This is a genomic window from Micromonospora sp. NPDC049529, assembly GCF_055586685.1.
This window is the reverse complement of the sequence record NZ_JBVJHT010000015.1, coordinates 192,996-212,112: the sequence shown is the minus strand read 5'-3', so window position 1 is coordinate 212,112 and position 19,117 is coordinate 192,996. Positions and strand designations below refer to the sequence as shown.

Below are 19,117 nucleotides of genomic sequence, written 5' to 3'. Positions count from 1 at the left end.
GGTCCTCCCTGCACCTCGTCCGCTGACAAGACAAGTTGCCGTGCGCAAAAGTTCGTGTAGGCCGTTCGGTTGGCTGACCGGTTGTTCGCTTAGGGTCGATCAGTGCAGTCACCATAACCTGTTTAGTCAGCCGCAGGCTAGCCGAAAGTACGATGTATATAGCTCTCAAATCACTCGTATTCGGACTAATCCGCTCTGTTGACCAGTTCCGTTTGGTGGCGTGTGGCCGGTCACGGTGGCCCGAACTCTTTGTGATCATGGAAGCGTCCACTCCGGCGGGAACGTGGCACCATGACCGTGTCCTACGCCACGGGTGCCGGGACACGACATCGATGGAGTCGGGATGACGGGACTGGTTGGCGGGCCGCCGCCGGGGCTGGCGCCACTGTGGACGCACGATCCGGTCACCGCCGGCCCGTACCGGCTGGTCGGCCGGCTGGGCGCGGGCGGTCAGGGGGTGGTCTATCTCGGCGAGGACGACCAGGGCCACCGGGTGGCGGTGAAAATGATCAACGTTGACCTGAGTGACCCCCGGGCACGGTCGCAGTTCATGAAGGAGATCGCCGCGGCGCGGCGCGTCGCTCCGTTCTGCACCGCGCAGGTGCTCTTCGCCGAGGTCGACGGCGACAGGCCCTATGTGGTCAGCGAGTTCATCGAGGGCCCCACCCTCCACCGTCACGTCCGCGAGCACGGCCCGGTCGCGGGCAACGCGCTGCACCGGCTCGCCGTCGGAACCGCCACCGCGGTCGCCGCGATCCACCGCTCCGACGTGGTGCACTGCGACCTGAAGCCGGACAACGTGGTGCTTGGTCGGGACGGTGCCCGGGTCATCGACTTCGGCATCGCCCGCGCCCTCGGTGTCACCGAGACGGTGACCAGCCGGGTGATGGGGACACTCGCATACATGGCCCCCGAGCGGTTCCGCAACGACTCGGTCGGCCCACCCTGCGACGTCTTCGCCTGGGCCGCCACGATCGCCTTCGCCGCCGGTGGTCGGCCGCCGTTCGGCAACGACTCGCTCGTCGCGGTGATGCACCGGGTGCTGAACGACCCGCCCGACCTGCCCGAGCTTTCGCCGGGCCTGGACCGGCTGATCCGGCGGTGCCTGGACAAGGACCCGGCGAACCGGCCGGATGCCGAGCACGTGCTGATGCGGCTGCTCGGGCAGGACGTCAGGAGCACCGGTCCGCTCCGCCGGGAGACCGTGCTCCAAGCGGGTAACGAGACCGCCGGCGCGACGACGCCGGACCGGTCCCTGCCGTTGCCCCGTCCCCTGCCAGTGGCACCGGAAGCACCGATGCCAGTGGCACCGGAAGCACCGACTGCACGGGAAGCACAGACTGCGCCGGTGGCACCGGTGCGGTACCAGCCTCCGGCGCCCGTACCCGGTACGCCCGCCACGTCGACCATCGGGGTGGGCGGCGGTTGGGGGAAGCGGCTGCGCCGGGAGTCGCTCGACGCCTGGGGGATCTCGACCGCGATCTTCCTTGGTTCGGTCGGTGCTGCGGTCGGGTACGTCGCGTCGAGTGCGCCGGGCGCGGCCGCGACGGCCGGGGCGGCCACCTTCATCGCGGTCTACGTGGTTCGGCTGCTGGTCGCGGTGGTGCTCGGCGACCGGTCGGACCAGCCCTGACGGGCGAGGCGCCGAGCCCGGCGCCGTCGGTGGCGCCCGCAGCGATACTTTGACTGGCATCAGTCGACTGCCGAGGAGGACATCCCCATGGACCCAGCCCCGTCGCGCACACGACAGTGGTTGCCGTACGCCGCCGCCGTCACTGCCGGGTTGCTGGTCATCGCCGGGGCGTACGTGCTCGTCCGGCAGCGGGACCCGGGCACCGACCGGAACCGGGCCGACTGCACCACCAAGCTGGAGGTCAACTCCTCGACCGAGAAGGCGGAGCTGCTGGTCGAACTGGCGCAGCGGTACAACAGCAGCGACCGGTCGCTCGACGGCCACTGCGCCCAGGTGCACGTCACCGGCCTGACCTCGGGCAAGGCCGTCGAGGCGCTGGCCGCCGGCTGGAGCGGCATCGGCCTACCGGAGCCGCAGGTCTGGTTGCCGACATCGAGCCTGTGGACGGGGCAGCTCCGGTTGCTCGACCAGTCCGCCGGGCGAGCGTTGCAGACCCCGGACCAGTACCCGTCGATCGCCAACAGCCCGCTGGTGATCGCGATGCCGCAGCCCAAGGGCGAACTGGTACGCCAGCGCGGGCCGCTGGGCTGGGGCGAGATCCTCGGCCTCTCCGGACGGGAGGGATGGGCGGGCTTCGGCAAGCCGGAGTGGGGCCGCTTCACCTTCGGCAAGGACAACCCGAACCTCTCCACGTCGGGGCTGGCCGCGACCATTGCCACCTACTACGCCGCGGTGAACCGGTCCAGCGACCTGACCCGGTCCGACCTGGCCGACCCGGAGGTGACCCGGTTCGTCCGGCAGATCGAGGCGAACGTGTCGCACTACAGCGACGACGTGGTGGACCTGCTGCGGGACCTCGCCGAGGCTGATCTGGCCGGCGGAGGTGCCAGCACGGACGACATGAGCGCCATCGTCATGCAGGAGGAACTGGTCCACCTCTACAACGAGGGGGGACTGAGCCCGAAGCAGGAGGGCCAGGAGTGGGGCCGCCGGCCGAACGTCCCGTTGGTCGCCGTCCACCCGAAGGAGGGCACCTTCAATCTTGACCACCCGTTCGTGGTGCTTTCCTCCGCCGACGAACGGCAGCGCGCGGCGGCGGCCGACTTCCTGGCCTTCCTGACCGAGGACGCCCAGCAGGAGAGCTTCGCCCGCCTCGGCTTCCGGGACCACGAGCGTCGGGCCTCGCCGGGGTTGCTCGCCAGCGCCGGTGTCGAGCCCACCGGGGGGCTGACCTACTTCGAGCCGCCGAACCCGATGGTGGTCGAGGCGATGCTGGACGGCTGGAGCACGCTGCGCAAGAAGGCCAACATCCTGATCGCGCTGGACACCTCCGGGTCGATGGAGGCAAAGATCGGCGATCGTACCCGCTTCCAGGTCGCCTCGGCGGCGGCGGCCAAGGGGCTTGCGCTGCTCAACGCGGAGGACCGGGTCGGGCTCTGGTCGTTCTCGTCGGAGAGGCCGAAGCGGTCCGAGGGAGCCTACCGGGAGGAGGTCCGGCTCGGCGCGTTCGACCAGGAACGGATCAACGGCCGGATCGCCGACCTGCACGTCGAGGGGGCGACCGCGCTCTACGCGACGGTCCGGGCCGCCCACCGGCACGTGCTCGACCGGTACGACCCGGAGCGGATCAACGCCGTCGTCGTGCTGACCGACGGCAAGAACGAGTACAGCCGGGACAACGACCTGGGCCGGCTGCTCACCGATGTCGCCCTGGATCCGCAGCGCCCGGTCAAGGTCTTCTGTATCGCCTTCGACCGGGAGTCGGACTTCGCCACGCTGGACCGGATCGCCAAGGCGTCATCGGGCAAGGCGTTCGACGCCACCGATCCCGCCATGATCGACGAGGCGTTCGTGAAGCTGGTCAGCAGTTTCTGAGCCGGCATGTCCGATGCTTTTCAGGCGTCGGCGAAACCGTTCACGACGGTTCGACCGGGAGCCAGAGTTCGCAGGTCGCGCTGCTGAAACCGGCCTCGCGTTCGATCACCGCGACGATTTCCGGGCCCGGCCGCAGGCGCCACCGGTTGGAGGGGAACCACTCGGTCGCGGTTGCGGCCCATGTCTTCTGCAGGGCGGTGGGGTGGGGCCCGGTCGTGCGGAAGACGGCCCACGTGCCGGCCGGGACGTCGATGCTGTCGAGCTCGTCGGCTGCCGTCGTGTCGACGGAGACGGCGACTCCGTGCAGGTAGGTCAGCTCACTGCCCTCGGTCCGGTCGGGGTCCAGGTTGTCGCTGACCGCGAGTAGACCCGCCGGCTCGGTGTTGCCCAGCTCCTTCAGCCGGAGGTGCTCTTCTGCTGGCAGTGCGCTGATGTGCCGATGGATGTCCGGGTTGACGCCCTGGTGGACCAGGGGGACCCGGGTCGCGTGTCCGACGAGCCGGAACGCGGGGCGGTCGACGATGCGGGTGTCCATCGGGATACTCCCTTCGACCGTCAGACGGAACCTGAGCTGCGGTTGTGTACGCAGGGGGCCACCATCGCGGCGTACGTCGCCGGGACCGGCGCCGTGCACGGCCCGGAACGCACGTCCGAACGCCTCGCCCGAGCCGTATCCGTACCGGACGGCGATGCTCAGCAGGTCGCATCCGGTGCTGACGATGTCGGCGGCGGCGACGGTCATGCGGCGTCGGCGCACGTACTCCGACAGCGGCATGCCGGCCAGCGACGAGAACATCCGACGCAGGTGGTATTCGGTCGTGCCGACCGTCCTGGCAAACCGGTCGACGTCGACGTCCTCGGTGAGGTGCTGCTCGACCAGGTCGACAAGCCCGTTGAGTGCCGAGATCACGTGGCCCCCTTTCGACACCAAGCCTGGCCGGGAACCCGTCGTCCGCGCCCGACAACCGCGGTCCGATCCGATCATCCGGACCCTGCCCCGGGCAAGCCGTCGGGTGGGTCGAGGCGGCGGCCCGGTACGTTTCCGTACCGGGCCGCCGTTGTCAGTTCGCGATCGGGTCAGTGGTTCGGCGGGCGCTCGGGCAGCTCGTCGTCGTACGCGTAGTAGCTCGTGCCGAGTTTCGCTCCCCACTCGACGGTGAGTACGGGCTCCGGTTCGTCGTCCGGCTCGCGCAGTGGCAGGCCGGCGTTGAGCAGCGGCTGCCACTCGACGGTCAGGAACGGGCCGGCCGTCATGACCAGGCCTTCTCGGCCACCAGCGGATCGTTGGACAACTCCGGTGGCACGACCTCTTCCACCGGCGACAGCGCGCGGCTGCGCGGGGCGGTGAAGGTCGGGTCCGGCGGTGCCGCCCGGTGGTACGACGGGTACCGGTCCTGGTAGTCGATCGCGGCCTGGACCAGGGTCGGTTCGGAGAACCGGGGACCCCAGAAGGCGGCGTTGATCGGGAGTCCGTCGGTGCTGTCGTACCCGATCGGGAACGAGACCATCGGCCAGGTCAGCGCGTTCGGGAGCTGGTAGAAGGTGCGGTAGTTCGACAGCTGGGTCCCACCGGTACGCGGTCCGATCTTCGCCCCGATCGGCAGCACCAGCATGAAGTCGACCCCGGCCTCGTCCAGCGCGCGCTGGTAGTTCGCCTGGAGCACGCGTCGGCGGCGTTCGCCCTCGTCGCGTACTGATGCGGGGATCGCGCCGGCCGTGGCCGCCGCCGCCGCGAAGTCGCCGAACTGGCGGCGCAGCGCCTCGGCGTTCGCCGGATGCGAGTCGGCGAACGCCTGCACCGCCTGCCAGTAGCGGATCTCGTAGCGGTTGGGGCTGAGTACGGCGGTCGCCGGTGACACCGGGTTCCCGACGGGCACCGGCAGCCGGTCCGGCGTACGGAAGTAGGGGTCGTTCTCCGGGACCGTGACGTCCAGGCCGGGGAACTCCTTGACCTGCGCTCCGAGCTTGACCAGCTCCTTCTTGAACCGCTCGAACGCGGCCCGGTAGTCGGTGTCGTAGGTCTCGGCCGGTGGGGTGCCGGTCCCGCCCCGGGTCATCCAGTCGGTCTGCGGGATGCCGATGGTCACGCCGTGAAGCGGGGATTTGCCCTTGCGGGCGGCGACCGGAAGGGCCGGGAACGGGTCCGGGGCGGAGAGCGTGAGCGGGTCCGGTGCCGGGTCGGGGCCGAGGATCGCGGCCAGCACCAGCGACGCGTCCCGGACCGAGCGGGCGATCGGTCCGAGCACGTCGTAACCGGGGGAGAGCGGCATCACCCCGGCGGTCGAGACGAGGCCGAGCGACGGTTTGATGGCGCTGGCGCCGTTCGCCGCGGCCGGCATCATGATCGAGCCGCCGGTCTCCTCGCCGATGGTGGCCGCCGCCAACCGGGCGGAGGTGGCGACGCCGGAGCCCTGGCTCGACCCGCCGGGGATGAAGCGCGGATTCCAGGCGTTGCCGGCGAAGGTGCCGGAGATCGAGCCGGAGAACGCCGAGGCGATCGTGTGGCCGATGATGACCGCGCCCTGCGCCCGCAACCTGGCCACCACCGTGGAGTCGCGGTACGCCACGTTGCCGGTGTACGCGTGGGTGCCGTTCTTGGCCTCCAGCCCGCGTACGCCGACCGAGTCCTTGATGCCGAACGGGATGCCGCACAGCGGTGGTACGGCCGAGTGGGAGCCCTTGCGCAGCAACCTGTCCGCCGCTGCGGCCTGGGCGAGGGCGCCGACCCGGTCGACGCGTACGAAGGCGTTGTAACCGCCGTTGTCGCCGTAGATCTCGAACGGGCCGTTGAACCGGTCGATCCGGTCCAGGTACGCCCGCGTCAGCTCGACCGAGGTCAGCCGGTTGGCGCGGAGCAGGACGATCAGCTCGGCGATCTCGTAGTCGACGATCCTCGACCGGCGGGGGATGTCGCGTACCGACGGCAGTGCGTCGAGCAGTTGTTCGGACTCGTTCCGGGTGGCGGCGGCGGGCTGCGCGACCGCGAGCGTGCTCACCGTCGCGCCGGCCACGGCGGCGGTGCTGCCGAGCAGCATCCGGCGGCTGAGCCCGGTTCGGCGGGTGTCGTCCGGTGCGGCGGTGACCGAGGGGGTGTCCTGCTTGTCGTGCATGTGCTGGGGGCTCCTGTCTTCTGCCAGGAATGGGCACCGCGCTGAGATGCCCGCTGGGCGCCGGTTGGCGACCGCCAAGATCATTGCAACGTGGGTGCTGCGGCGAGTTTTCGATCTCTTTTCGGCTCGGTAAACCGACGACCCGGCGATCCGACCATCCACCCCGGCCCGGCCGGGACGCGCAGGACCCGCGGCACACGGCGCGGGTCGGCGCATGGCAGGCTACCCGGATGAACGGGGCTGTGATCAACTACGGGTTGGTGGACCGGGCGGACCGGCGGGTTACGCTGCGGCCGGTGGACGACGAGAACTGGCGCGCGGTCGCCGACGTGGTGCCGCTCGACGACCAGCGTGCGTTCGTCGCACCGTCGGCGGCCCGCTATCTGCTGCTCGGCATGCGCGAAGGCGTCTGGCAATCGTTCGCCGTCTACGCCGACGAGACGGTGGTCGGCCACGTCATGTGGGGGTACGACGAGGACGACCGGACCTACTGGATCGGCGGCATGCTCGTCGACGCGGCCCAACAGGGCGCCGGACTGGGCCGGGCCACCGTGTCGAGCCTGGTGCGTTGGCTGATGGAACGGCCCGACTGTCCCGCCGTACGCCTCAGTGTCGACCGGGCGAACACGACGGCGCGCCAGCTCTACGCGTCCGTCGGATTCGAGGAGTCGGAACCGGACGAGGACGGGGAGATCGTCGCCGAGCTCACCCGGCACCGGGCCGACTTCCCCACGGGCGCCCCGAGCTGACCACGCCCTACGGTCAGCCGGCCAGACCCGCGTGGTGCAGCAGGTACGCGGTCAGCGGCGCGTAGAGGTCCGGGTCCACGTTGTCGTCCAACGGCACGCAGACCCGTACCCGCCCCTCCGCCTCGCCGACGAACAGGGCCGGGTCGTTGCAGTCGGCGAAACCGACGGTGGGGATCCCGGCCTGGGCGGCCGCGCCGGCCCAACCGTGGTCGGCGATGACGAGTTCGGGCGGGGGCTGACCGGTCGCCGCCAACTCGTCCAGGATCGCCGTCATCGGCATCGGCGAATGGGTGTGGGCCAGCCCGCCGGACGAGTGGGTGAGCACCGCGACGTCGTCGACGAACCGGATCGACCCGTGGCGGCTGCGGTAGGACGGCTCGTCGGGATGCTCCCAGCCGGAGGCCGCCGAGAGCAGTGGGCAGCCCGCCGCACGTAGGGCCCCGGCCAGCGCGCGGTGGATGGAGAACACCCCGTGCGGATGTCCGGTCGCGAGCAGCACCCGCTGCTGGCGCCGGGCGGCGTCGCGGACGAGGGTCGCCATCGCCTCCAGGCGCTCGACGGTGCGCTCCGGATCGATGGTGTCGGTGCCGCGTACGTGCGTGGTGTCGGGGGAGACGCCGCAGCGGGTGACCATGAGCGTCAGAACCTCGGCCGGGGTCCAGCTGCCGCTCGGTTCGAGCCCGAACAGGTAGAGCGGTTCGCGCCGGCTCATCCGCCGGAAATGGTCGAGGTTGTTCTCGCGCGGGGTGGCGACCCGACCGGCGATCCGAGACTCGATCAGATGGGCGAACAGGTCGTCCCGGCTCGGGGTGTCGGTCATGTGTGTCCTCCCGGATGTCCGTCCCGCTGTCTCACGGCGGCCGACCGGCGGGCGGGCCGGACTGCCCACGTCAACCGTCGCGACCGGGCGCTACCCGCCGGCACCGATCCTGCCCGGCCCGGTCAAGGATGCCGACCGACCGACGCCCCGGCCAATCTGCCTGCCGCCGCCGGGATGCCGGGGTGCCGGGTGCGCTGCGGTGCTGTTCGGATCCGGAGGTGCTGTTCCGGGTGCGCAGCGGTGCTGTCCCCGGTGGCGGGTCATCCCCGGTTCGGGTAGCGGCAGGCCGAGCCCGTCGCGGCGTGGCGCTGCTCGGGGGAGAGGACCACCGGGACGTACCGGTCCGGGTGCTCGGGGTGCGCCCGCCGGGCTTCGACCACGCCGGTCGGGCTGTCGCCGCCGAGGCACGCGACCGCGACCAGGATCGGCTGTCCGGCGCCAGTGGACGCCACGTCGAGTTGGACCCCGGCCCCGGAGGGCGGGTGGCGGACGTCGGCCAGGCTCACCTGTCGCCAGGTCACCCGGTCCGGCGAGGCCGGATCGGTTCCGGTCGACCGGGTGAACCCGACGATGTCCACGTCCGCACCGGCGGCGTGCAGCGTGACCGTACCCGGCGGGCCGGTCCCGGCGGTGACGGAGAAGGTGATCGCGGTGGGTGCCGTACGCCCGTTCGGACACTCGGACGCCGGTTCGGTCCGGGGCGGATTGCCGTGGATGACCGCCGACGAGACGACCCCGCCACCGGCCGCCTTGAACCAGCGGACGTCGGGAGTGCCACCGGTGTTGTCGTACACCTTCTCGCCGATGCAGAAGCCGGTGAAACCGACGGTGCAGTGTGGCGGGATCGTCGTCAGCAGCGGCGCGTCCCGGCTCGCCCCACCGCGCAGGTGCGCCCCACCGCCGTAGGTGACGCCGGTGAACAGGGCGCCGACCGGCGTACCGGGGCAGCTCGGCGCGACCGAAACAGCCCCGGCGATGGTGGACCCGCTGCGTGGGCCGCCCGGCCGCGACGGCTCGCCCACGACCACCGTGGCGACCAGCGCGGACACGGCGCCGACGGCCAAGACGCCCATCCTCCGCCGCCGTCGTGGACCGGCATCCATTTCGGTACGACGATCCGCCCGGCCGATCGCCGTCGACGATCCGGACGACACCGCCGGCGGCGGCTCGCCTCCCGGTAGGGCTCCCGGTTCGGTGCCGTCGCCCGGTCCGCTCCCCTCGGCGGTCGACTGCTGGTGGGCGGTCGTCTCGTACCAGCGCTGTCGCCACCGCTCGACGTCCCCGTGGCAGGCGCCGACGTACGCGAGCAGCACGTCCAGGGTCGGCATCCGGTCCCCGCCGGCCGCCTCGGAGAGGGTCGTCGCGCTGTAGCCGGCCGACTTGGCCAGCACCCGGTACGTCGGGTTGCCCGCCTCGGCCCGCAACTTCCGCAGTTCGTAGGCGAATGCCGGCAGCGGGCCGGTAGCCGGGTCGACGGGTCTCTCTCGACGGGCCACGTGATTTCTCGCCCCCAACGAATCTCCGGGCGGCAGTTTCCCGTCAATGCTCGCCCACGGCACCGGGCCACGCCCAATCGCTGTCGGATTCTTTGCGCAGCGGTGGACTTGACCGCAATTGATTGATTGCGCCGGCTGATCTCTCCGGACAACCGAGCCGGCGATTAGCAATGGAGTCGAGCGGCCATCCGGCGGGCAGAGCCGGTGGCCCGGTGAAGGAGGAAAGATGAGAAACGTACGGATGTTCGCGACGACCGGAGTCCTGGCCTGTGCGGTCGGCCTGCTGGGACTGAGCGGCTCACCGGCGGCAGCCTCCGGGGTGACCCGCGACTGTGTGGTCGACCTGGACAACGCCACGGTGAGCTGCGCGTCGACCGAGACCGAGGCTCGACGGAGGGCGGCGCTACCGGCTGCCACGCTGACCATCGCCCGGTTCTACGACCTGCCCGGCCACAAGGGGGCGACCCTCACGTTCGTCCAGTCCCGGGCGTGCACCCCGTCGTACGACAGGGAATGGCAGTGGGACGACCTGCGGTACACCAGCGGCGGCAACTGGAACAACCGGGCGAGTTCGGTGCACACCTACAACAGGTGCGACGTGAAACTGTACGACGGTGTCAGTTTCGGTGGTGCCGTCTCGACCTGGATCGACAAGTCGGCGGATCTGTCCACCATCGGCAGTGGCTGGAGCAACCGGGCCGGTTCGGTGAAGTTCTCCTGATGCCCCGAGTCAGCGGGAACTGAAAGGTGCGCGGGCGGGTGGGCAACCGGGGCGCCCACCCGTTCGCCCGTGCGCGGCCAGCGGTACGGCTCCGGTAGCGTATGGCGACTCCCGAAGGGACGGCGAGGTCCATGCTCGACTGGCTCAACTCCCCGGCGGTGACGCTGTTCGGGGCACCGACCTCGTGGGCGGAACTGCTCGGTTTCGCCACCGGGATGGTGTGCGTGCTGCTCGTCGTCCGCCAGCACGTCGCGAACTGGCCGATCGGCATCCTGAACGTACTGCTGCTGATGGTGGTCTTCTGGTCCGTCGGGCTCTACGCCGACGCCGGACTCCAGGTCGTGTACGTCGCACTCGGCGGTTACGGCTGGTGGCGGTGGACCCGAGGCGCCGGACCGGGCACGGTGACCGGGGTGCGGACCACCACCGGAGCCGAATGGGTCGGCCTCGCCGTCGCGGGGGTCGCGCTCACCGGCCTGCTCTGGCTCTTCCTCGACCGTTTCACCGGCTCGACGGTGCCGTTGCCGGACGCGCTGACCACCGCGCTGTCCCTGCTCGCCACGTACGGCCAGGCGCGCAAGCTGGTCGAGAGCTGGTGGTTGTGGGCGACCGCCGACCTCGTCTACATCCCGCTGTACGGCTACAAGGGCCTGTGGCTGACCGCGATCCTGTACGTCGGATTCCTCGGACTGTGCGCGCTCGGCTGGCGGGCGTGGCGGGCCGACCTGCGCGGCCGGTCGGCCCGGTCCGGCCCGGTGAACACGCCGGTGACCGCGTGAACGCCGTCGGGCACCGGGGCGACCGTCCGGCCGACGCCGGCCGGTTCGCGCACGGCATGGTGGTGGGCAAGTTCTACCCGCCGCACGCCGGTCACCACCACCTGATCGCCACCGCGGCGGCGGCCTGCGCCCGGTTGACCGTGGTGGTGGCACCGTCGAGCGTCGAGTCGATCCCGCTCGACCTGCGCCTGGCCTGGCTGCGCGAGGTCCACGCCGCCACACCGTGGGTACGGTTCGTCGGCGTCGTTGACGACCACCCGGTCGACTACACCGACCCGCTGGTCTGGGACGCGCACTGCGCGGTCTTCCGGGCCGCACTCGACGGGCCGGTCGACGCGGTGTTCAGCTCCGAGTCGTACGGCGACGAACTGGCCCGACGCTTCTCCGCCACCCACGTCTGCGTCGATCAGGACCGCAGCGCCGTCACGGTCTCCGGAACGGCGGTGCGGGCGGACCCGGTGGCGTACTGGCGACACCTGGCGCCGCCGGTGCGGGCCTGGTTCACCCGGCGGGTCGTGGTCGTCGGCGCGGAGTCGACCGGCACCACGACGCTCGCCCGTGACCTGGCCGGAGCGTTGCGCGCTGACGGCGGCGCGTGGGCGGACACCCGCTGGGTCCCGGAGTACGGCCGTGAACTGACCGCCCGCAAGCTCGCCGTGCTGCGGCACACCGACCCGACCGCCACCGTGTTCGACGTGACCTGGTCGCCGGAGGACTTCGCGGAGGTGGCCCGGACCCAGAACCGGGCCGAGGACGCCGCGGCCCGGGTCGGCGGACCGATCCTGGTCGGCGACACCGACGCCCGCGCCACCGCCGTGTGGGAGGAGCGTTACCTGGGTTCGGTGTCCGCCGCGACGCTCGCCGCCGCCCGGCGCCCCGACCTCTACCTGCTCACCGACCACGAGGGTGTGCCGTTCGAGGACGACGGCCTGCGCGACGGGGAACACCTGCGCGCCTGGATGACCGCGCGGTTCCGGGAGGTGCTGCGCGACAGCGGCGTGCCGGTACGCGAACTGACCGGCCCTCCCGACGTACGCCTCGCCGCCGCCCGTGCCGCCTGCGCCGATCTGCTGGCGCGCGGCTGGGCGCTGGCCCCACCACTGGCCCAGGTCGGCGGCTGAACCGGTCGGGGCGGGGGCGGTGGATCAGCCACCCGTCTTGCTGAAGTGCTGGTAGTCCGGCGCGGACCATTCGCCGCCCCAGGTCCAACCGGCCGCCGTGAACGCCTCGACCAGCGGACCGCCGGGCACCGCCTGGCCGGGCCGGTCGGCGCCACGATCGGCGTACGGGGCACCGGCGGGGGGCAGCACCCGACCGTCGACCAGGTAGGGGTTCTCCACCGGGTTGATGTCGATCGCCTGCCCGTACGCGTGCGCGGACCACTTCGTCGGACCGTCGGCCACGGCGTCGCGGCAGTTGAAGCCGGAGCTGTTGTCGTCGGCCATCGAGCGGTCGTCGCTGCCGCCGTACTCGCTGACCGGGGTGAGCCGGCGGATCGGGAACCGTTCGCGGTACAGGGCGGCGAAGACACCGATCACCTCGTCGGCGACCGTCCGGTGCACCACGATCGTGCCGAGGTGCGGCCGGTCGTCGAAGCCCCAGTAGCTGAGCCTGAGCGCGCTGAGCTGGTCCGGGCCGACCGGGCAACCGGGGTGCCAGCTCGCGCCGAGGTCGGCGGCGGTCACCGGGGCGATCGCGGAGACGAAGTCGGCCGGTGCCGGGCTGCCCGTACCCGCCGGGGCGGCCGGAGCGGACGGCGTTGCCGGAGCGGACGGCGTCGCCGGGGCGGCTGAGCGGGGCGCCGGGGCACCGCAGCCGGCCACCGCGAGGGCCAGCAGCAGGGCCGGGACCAGCATGTTCACGCGTCGCACCGGTGGAACGGTACGCGGCGGGCGACACCACGGCACCCGCGAATAGCGCGATTTAGCCGCTTCTATGAGCGGAAGCCGCGAGAACGGCACCGCCGCCATGTACGTCATCCTTTCGCCCATGGTGCGCAGTTCTCCGATGTGATTGGCTTCCCGCCGGATGTGATCATCGCCGAAAGGTCGTGCCCATGATTGCCCCGAACGCGGACCCGGACGTACGCCCCGGCCTGCTCGGCCGCGACGCCGAGCTGGCCCGGATGCGCGAACTGGTGACCGCGTCACGGGCCGACGGTCGGCCGACCCCACCGGCACCCGGTCCCGGTGAACCGGCGTTCGTGCTGGTCACCGGCGAACCGGGAATCGGCAAGTCGCACCTGCTCGCCGCGTTCGCCGCGCTCGGCGCCGACGGCTGCGCACTCGTCGGCCGGGCCACCGAGTTCGAGCGGAACGCCCCGCTCGGGCTGGTGCTCGACCTGCTCGGCGACGCCGACCGGCATCCGGTCCTGGCCCGGCACGCGGCCCGGCTGCGGACCGCGCTCGCCACCCCCGCCGGACCCGGCGACCCCACCGGCGGCGTGGAGCGGCACCTGCTGCACCGGCAGGTCCGAACCGCCCTGGAGGCGTCCGCCGCGACCGCGCCGCTGCTCCTGCTCCTCGACGACGTGCAGTGGGCCGACGACGCCTCGATCGCACTGGTCGACTACCTGATCCGGCACCCGCCGCGGGCGGCCGTCGTCATCGTCCTGGCCGCCCGGACCGGGCGCCTCCCGGCGGAACTGGTCCGGTCGCTCGGTACCACCCGGGCACCGGTGGTACGGATGCCGCTCGGACCGCTGTCGTCCGCCGACGCCGACCTGCTGCTGGCCGGTCAACCGGCGGCGTACCGGCGGCGGCTGCACCGGGCCGGTGGCGGCAACCCGCTCTACCTGGAGATCCTCGGTCAGCTACCCGCGCGGGTGGTCGACGAGCTGGACCGGGCCCCGGTCACCGACGACGGTGGGCGGGCCGGGGTCGGGCTGGACGTACTGATCGCCCGTGACCTGGAGTCGCTGGGCGGGACACGGCGACTGGCCGTGCACGCCGCCGCGGTCACCGGTGCCGAGTTCGACACCGCGCTCGTCGCGGCGGTGGCCGACGTACCGGTGGAGCAGGCACGGGTCGCGCTGGACGAGCTCGTCGCGCGGGACGTACTGCGGGTGGTGGACGGGCAGTTGACGTTCCGGCACCCGCTGGTGCGGGCTGCCGCGTACCGGATGGCGGGCCCGGCCTGGCGGGCGGCGGCGCACGGGCGCGCGGTGGCCTACCTGACCCGGCACGGGGCGCCGCTGTACCGGCGCGCCGAGCACATGCGCCACGCGGTACGCCCCGGCGACCTGGCCGGCGCGGAACTGCTCGCCACGGCCGCGACCGCGATCCTGGAGACCGCCCCGGCGACCACCGTCGGCTGGCTGCGGTCGGCGTTGCGGGCCATGCCGGACCGGCCGGCGCTGACGGAACGACGGGCGGAGCTGCGTCTGCTGCTCGCCGACGCGTTCATCAGGACCGGCCGGCTCGACGAGGCCCGCGAGATCCTGCACTCCCTGGTCGCCGGGGACAGCACCATCCGGTACCGGGCGGTGGAACTGCTCGCGGTCACCGAACGGACCGTCGGTCGACTGGCCGAGGCCCGCGCGCTGATCGGTGCGGCGCTGGTCCGGGCCGACGCCGACGGCGACGCCCGCGCCGGCCTGCTGGTCGAGGCCGCCGCCATCGAGATGTTGCAGGGCAACTGGGCCGCCGGGGTCGAACGGAGCACGCGGGCGATCGAGGCGGTCGGGCCCGGCACCCGCCCCGGCATCGCGGTCGCGGCGACCACCCTGCTGGCGCTCAGCGAGCTGTACCAGTGCCGGTTCGACCGGGGGTACACGCTGCTGGAGCAGGCACGCCGGGACACCGACGCGCTGACCGACGTGCAACTTCGCGACGATCTCGGCGTGGTGGCGGCCCTGGCCTGGGCGGAGTACCTGGTCGACCAGCACTCCGACGCGCTGCGGCACGTGGAGCGGGGCCTGCGGATGGCCCGCAGCTACGGGCGTACCACCCACGAGGTGGCCCAGCTCTACCTGGTCCGGTCGGTGGTGCACGCCCGGACCGGGGACGCGGCACTGGCCCTGGTCGACGTGGAGGACGGCGCGGAGAGTGCCCGGCACATCGACAGCCCGGAACTGCGCGCCTTCACCCTGGCCCTGCGCTCCCGGCCGCTGCTCTGGCAGCAGGGCGCCGATGCGGCCCTGCCGCTCCTCGCCGAGTTGCAGTCCCACCAGCGGCTGCGGTCGGCCTGGTGGCGGGGGATCGCCGACCAGCACCACGCCGAGGTGCTCTACTTCGTCGGCCGGATCCGCGACTGTCGTGACCTGCTCGCCGAGCGGATCGGCCCCGACCCGGCGGGCCTCGGCCCGTACGCGCCGTCGGTGTACGCGCTGCGCTCGCAGGCGGAGGTGGTGTGCGGGAACCTCGCGGCCGGCTGGGAGTGGTACGAGCGCGCGGCGGCGGTCGCCGAGACCGGGGCGCCGCCGGCACAGTTCGGCTGCGTGGCCCGCAACCAGGCGCTCCTGTACGCCGCCGAAGGCCGGTACGCGCAGGCCCGCGAGGCGGGGATGCTCGCCGTCGAGCGGTTCGAGCAGGTGCGCCTGCCGATCGGCGAGGGGCTCGCCCGGACGGTGGTCGCCGACATCCTGGTCCGCTCCGGTGACCCGGCCGCCGCCCGCAAGCAGTTGGGGCGGGCCCGTGCGGCGTTCGACGGGTGCGGGGCGCCCTGGCTGAGCAGCTGGGTCGGCCGGGAACAGCGGCGCACCGGCTCCCGCCCACCCGGCGCCTCGGTAGGGGACCGGCTCTCCGGGCGGGAGCGGGAGATCGCCGAGCTGGTGGCGCAGGGGCTGACCAGCCCGCAGATCGCCGGCCAGCTCTTCCTCAGTCCGCGTACGGTCGAGTCGCACCTCAACCGGATCTTCGCCAAGCTCGGGGTGAGTACCCGGTCCGCCGTGGCCCGGATGATCACCGCCGAGTCGGGGAACGGCCGCTGACCCCACGACCACCCGGCCCGGTACGGCCGACCGGGATCAGGTACACCAGCAGGTCGTCGACCCCGTCGAGACCGATCAGCTCGTGCGCCACGTCGTCGTAGAAACCGCCGATGGTGCTCAGTGCCAGCCCGCTGGCGGCCGCCACCAGGGCCAGGTTCTGGGCCAGGTGACCGGCCTCGGCGATGGCGAACCGCAGCGCGCGCAGGCCGTACCGGGGGCGCAGCGCGCCCAACTGGACGTAGAGCCCGAGCAGGGCGGGCAGTTCGCCGATGTCGATCCGCCCGTCCTGCGGGTTCTCACCGCTCAACCAGGCCGAGGTGCCGGCGACCTCGGCCCGGTCGGCTGCCCGGCCCAGCGGCCACAGCGACCGGGTCACCCCGTCGACCTCGTAACAACCGGGCACCAGCCCCGGTACGTCGAAGGCGAGCAGCCGCAGCCGGGCCGCACAACTCGCGCCCGCGCTCGGGTACGGCCGGTGGCGCAGGTCGAGGTCGGTTCCGTCCGGCAGCACGACAGTCGTCGTCCCGGTCGCGGCGTGCGCGCTCCAGAGCAGGGTGCCGAGGTCGGCTGCGGTGACCGGCCCGGTGAGCCGGCCCCGGGCGGACCGCCGGGCGAGCAGCGCGTCGGTGAGGCTCACCGTCGGCGGCGCCCCGGCCGGCAGGGGCACCGGCGGCCCGGCGGAGAAGCGCAACCGGGTCCGGGGCCGCTCCTTCGCGGCCGGTTCCTGGTCGGTGCGGCCCGGCAGGAATCTGCTCGCCTCCTGGTAGCGGCGGTCGGGTGCGTCGGCGGTGTCGGTGAAGAACGGCGGCACCCCGTCGGGCGCCATCGTTGCCGCCGCGACCAGCCAGCACAGGGTGCGTTCCTCCTCCGGGGTGATGCCGAGGCGGTTGAGCAGCATGTGCAGCTGGGACGCCCACACCGACAGCCAGTCGTCCGGTTCGGGCGGCCGGTCGCCGGTGCGGGGAAGGTCCCGCGACGCCTGCCGTACCGCTCCGGCCCAGTCGCGTACCACCGCCGCCCAGCCGGTGGCGCTGACCGCGTCCGGGTTCGTCAGCAGGTCGGCGACTGCCGTCCAACGGGCACCGACCGCGCCCGACCGTCCGGTGAGGATGCCGGTGACCCGCGCCTGGGCGGCCACCGTCGGCGGCATCGTCACCTCGTCCACCCACCGCCAGCTCATCGCGTGGGCGCGCAGCCAGCGGGCGGTGGCCAGCCGGTCCATCGCCAGTGCCTGGGCGGTCGCGGTGATCAGGTCGACGGCCGCGGTGAACCGGGCGCCGCGTTCCGGGGCGGCGGCCACGGTCCGGACCGAGGTCTCGGTGGAGCGGCAGAAGAGGCGTTCGGCGACGGGCAGCGCCGCCGGGCCGCCGTACCGTCCGGTTTCCGGCAGGTAGGCGATCCGGCGTACGGCACCGTGCGGTTCGAGGTCGGCCCGTGCCTCCAGCGCCACCACCGGGTACGGCGCAGACGCGATCGCCCCGGACAGCTCCTCCGGCAGCGTGGCCGCCGTCCGCGGATCCGCCCCGTGTAGGCGCAGCCGCAGGTGGGGGCCGTTCTCGCCGTACCTGATGTAGAACCAGTCGCGGATCCGGCCGTCGCGGCGGAGCCGGTCCAGCCGTGGCGCGACGGTGTCGACGAGGAACCGGTCGAAGTGCTCCGACCGCCAGTACGCGAAGCAGTGCAGACTCAACCATTCCGCCGCCGGTGCGTCCGTGCTCACCGTGTCCGTGCTCGCCGTGTCCGTGCTCATCGGGTCTCCTCCGCCGGGGACAGGTCGTAGCCGAAGCCGGACAGCCGGGACCGCCCGACCAGCAGGAGGTAGACGAAGTCGTGTCCGGCCGGTGCGCCGGCCGTCGCCTCCAGCCGGGCCTCGTAGACGCTGCGTACCGGGCGGCAGAACAACCCGGCGACGGCGGCCGCCGAGGCGATGTGCTGCGCGACCGCGCCGGTGCGGCGCAGCAGCGCGCGGTACCCGCCGCCGTCGGGCGCCACCGCCCGGTGCAGGTCGGCGGTCATCACCCAGGCGACGTGCATCGCGGTGACATCGGCGAGGGCCCGGTCGTAACTGAACGCGCCCTGCACCGCCGCCAGCGCCGGAGCACGTTCCACCACCGTCAGCGGCGTCGGGTCGCCGGTGGCCGGGACCGGGTCAACGGCGTACCAGCCGTCCGGGTGGTCGTCGACCCGGCCGACCGCGAGTCGGTGGCGCAGCGCCCCGGCGGCGCTCGCGGGTGATCCCGGCGGCGGTCGCCTCGCGGCCCGGACCAGGTCACCCAGGGTCTCGGCCGGCAGCGGGCGGGGGTCCGGCGCGACCCCGACCGGGTACGGACCGGAACTGCGCGGCGCAGTCGCCCGCCGCCACCACCGTTCCCGCTCCGCGTCCGGCTCGCGGGCGCGGTCTCGTACCCCGGCGGGGCCGGCGGTCGGGTCGTGCCGGTCGCCGGGGCGGAGCAGGATCCCGCCGTCGTGTGGCCCGGCGGTCAGACCCGCTCCGGCGGCCGCCTCGGTCAACGCCGCGAGGACGTGACCGGCCTCCAGTTCGGCCAGGGCGTCGGCGAGCGGCCCGTAACCGTCCGGCAGCCGCTCGGGATGGGTACTCAACACCAGCAGGGCCGCGCTGGCCGGGTCCGGTACGGACACCGGCCCGGTGAACACCCGCCGCACCGGGTCGACCCGCCAACGCGGTCCCGCCGGCTCGACCAGCCACACGTCCACCAGGTACGCCGACCGGGGCGACGGGTACGCCCGATGGTCGTTGTACGCGTTCCACGGCTCCCACCGGCGCGGCGCCAACGCGATCGCCAGTACGCGTACCAGTTCCGCCGCGAACGGACCGGCGGACGCGACCGTGGCGAAGTGGTGCCCGTCGCGCCCCGGCGGCGGTGCCCCGCGCCCGGCACCCGGACGGACGTCCTTGCCGTGCCCGTGCGCGTACGCCTCGGCGAGCGCGCCCCGACCGTGGTCGACGGGACGCGTGTCGGAGCCCCGGTCGCTCATCGACCCG

Annotated in this window: 15 protein-coding genes; 7 read left to right on the top strand and 8 right to left on the bottom strand. The window is 72.7% G+C overall.

The genetic code is table 11. From position 1 onward, the window contains the following. Positions 1-343 precede the first annotated feature (343 nt). The gene (locus ACZ6QQ_RS26210) at positions 344-1,633 is read left to right on the top strand and encodes a serine/threonine-protein kinase (protein WP_465879832.1); all 1,290 of its coding nucleotides are present in this window, start codon (positions 344-346) and stop codon (positions 1,631-1,633) included. 87 nt (positions 1,634-1,720) lie between these two features. Beyond that, positions 1,721-3,508, top strand: coding sequence for a vWA domain-containing protein (locus tag ACZ6QQ_RS26205; protein WP_465879831.1), 1,788 nt, complete (start codon positions 1,721-1,723; stop codon positions 3,506-3,508). Between the two features lie 40 nt (positions 3,509-3,548). On the opposite strand, the gene ACZ6QQ_RS26200 is transcribed toward ACZ6QQ_RS26205, so the two are convergent. The 3 genes from ACZ6QQ_RS26200 to ACZ6QQ_RS26190 all read right to left on the bottom strand — a co-directional run bounded on the left by ACZ6QQ_RS26200 (position 3,549) and on the right by ACZ6QQ_RS26190 (position 6,618). Further along, positions 3,549-4,418 (bottom strand): AraC family transcriptional regulator, encoded by an 870-nt coding sequence (locus ACZ6QQ_RS26200; RefSeq protein ID WP_465879829.1) that lies wholly within the window; start codon positions 4,416-4,418, stop codon positions 3,549-3,551. Between the two features lie 167 nt (positions 4,419-4,585). After that, a complete protein-coding gene (locus tag ACZ6QQ_RS26195; RefSeq protein ID WP_465879828.1) occupies positions 4,586-4,762 on the bottom strand; it encodes a hypothetical protein in 177 nt (58 codons plus the stop codon). Beyond that, entirely contained in the window at positions 4,759-6,618 is a 1,860-nt protein-coding gene (locus ACZ6QQ_RS26190) for an amidase (protein WP_465879827.1), read from the bottom strand. The genes ACZ6QQ_RS26195 and ACZ6QQ_RS26190 overlap by 4 nt, the downstream gene beginning before the upstream one ends. 230 nt (positions 6,619-6,848) lie before the next feature. Here ACZ6QQ_RS26190 and ACZ6QQ_RS26185 point away from each other — a divergent pair, with 230 nt between their 5' ends. Then, positions 6,849-7,367: a GNAT family N-acetyltransferase gene (locus ACZ6QQ_RS26185; protein WP_465879825.1), complete on the top strand. Its 519-nt coding sequence runs from the start codon at positions 6,849-6,851 to the stop codon at positions 7,365-7,367. A gap of 13 nt (positions 7,368-7,380) precedes the next feature. Here ACZ6QQ_RS26185 and ACZ6QQ_RS26180 read toward each other — a convergent pair whose 3' ends face one another. Next, positions 7,381-8,187 carry a phosphatase gene (locus tag ACZ6QQ_RS26180; RefSeq protein ID WP_465879824.1) on the bottom strand — a complete coding sequence of 269 codons (807 nt, stop codon included), beginning with the start codon at positions 8,185-8,187 and terminating at the stop codon, positions 7,381-7,383. A gap of 260 nt (positions 8,188-8,447) precedes the next feature. Then, entirely contained in the window at positions 8,448-9,683 is a 1,236-nt protein-coding gene (locus ACZ6QQ_RS26175) for a helix-turn-helix domain-containing protein (protein WP_465879823.1), read from the bottom strand. Between the two features lie 226 nt (positions 9,684-9,909). Here ACZ6QQ_RS26175 and ACZ6QQ_RS26170 point away from each other — a divergent pair, with 226 nt between their 5' ends. The 3 genes from ACZ6QQ_RS26170 (at position 9,910) to ACZ6QQ_RS26160 (ending at position 12,304) form a co-directional block, all read left to right on the top strand. After that, positions 9,910-10,404: a hypothetical protein gene (locus ACZ6QQ_RS26170; protein ID WP_465879821.1), complete on the top strand. Its 495-nt coding sequence runs from the start codon at positions 9,910-9,912 to the stop codon at positions 10,402-10,404. A 131-nt stretch (positions 10,405-10,535) separates the two neighbouring features. After that, positions 10,536-11,183: a nicotinamide riboside transporter PnuC gene (gene pnuC, locus ACZ6QQ_RS26165; RefSeq protein ID WP_465879820.1), complete on the top strand. Its 648-nt coding sequence runs from the start codon at positions 10,536-10,538 to the stop codon at positions 11,181-11,183. Further along, entirely contained in the window at positions 11,180-12,304 is a 1,125-nt protein-coding gene (locus tag ACZ6QQ_RS26160) for an AAA family ATPase (RefSeq protein WP_465879818.1), read from the top strand. The genes pnuC and ACZ6QQ_RS26160 overlap by 4 nt, the downstream gene beginning before the upstream one ends. A gap of 24 nt (positions 12,305-12,328) precedes the next feature. On the opposite strand, the gene ACZ6QQ_RS26155 is transcribed toward ACZ6QQ_RS26160, so the two are convergent. Then, the gene (locus tag ACZ6QQ_RS26155; protein WP_465879817.1) at positions 12,329-13,054 is read right to left on the bottom strand and encodes a M15 family metallopeptidase; all 726 of its coding nucleotides are present in this window, start codon (positions 13,052-13,054) and stop codon (positions 12,329-12,331) included. 185 nt (positions 13,055-13,239) lie between these two features. Here ACZ6QQ_RS26155 and ACZ6QQ_RS26150 point away from each other — a divergent pair, with 185 nt between their 5' ends. Then, positions 13,240-16,113, top strand: a complete 2,874-nt coding sequence (locus ACZ6QQ_RS26150; protein ID WP_465879816.1) for a helix-turn-helix transcriptional regulator — start codon at positions 13,240-13,242, stop codon at positions 16,111-16,113. On the opposite strand, the gene ACZ6QQ_RS26145 is transcribed toward ACZ6QQ_RS26150, so the two are convergent. After that, positions 16,085-17,863: a thiopeptide-type bacteriocin biosynthesis protein gene (locus ACZ6QQ_RS26145; protein ID WP_465879815.1), complete on the bottom strand. Its 1,779-nt coding sequence runs from the start codon at positions 17,861-17,863 to the stop codon at positions 16,085-16,087. The genes ACZ6QQ_RS26150 and ACZ6QQ_RS26145 overlap by 29 nt on opposite strands. Beyond that, complete coding sequence (locus ACZ6QQ_RS26140; protein WP_465879814.1) at positions 17,860-19,110, bottom strand: hypothetical protein; 1,251 nt, start codon at positions 19,108-19,110, stop codon at positions 17,860-17,862. The genes ACZ6QQ_RS26145 and ACZ6QQ_RS26140 overlap by 4 nt, the downstream gene beginning before the upstream one ends. Between the last annotated feature and the right edge of the window lie 7 nt (positions 19,111-19,117).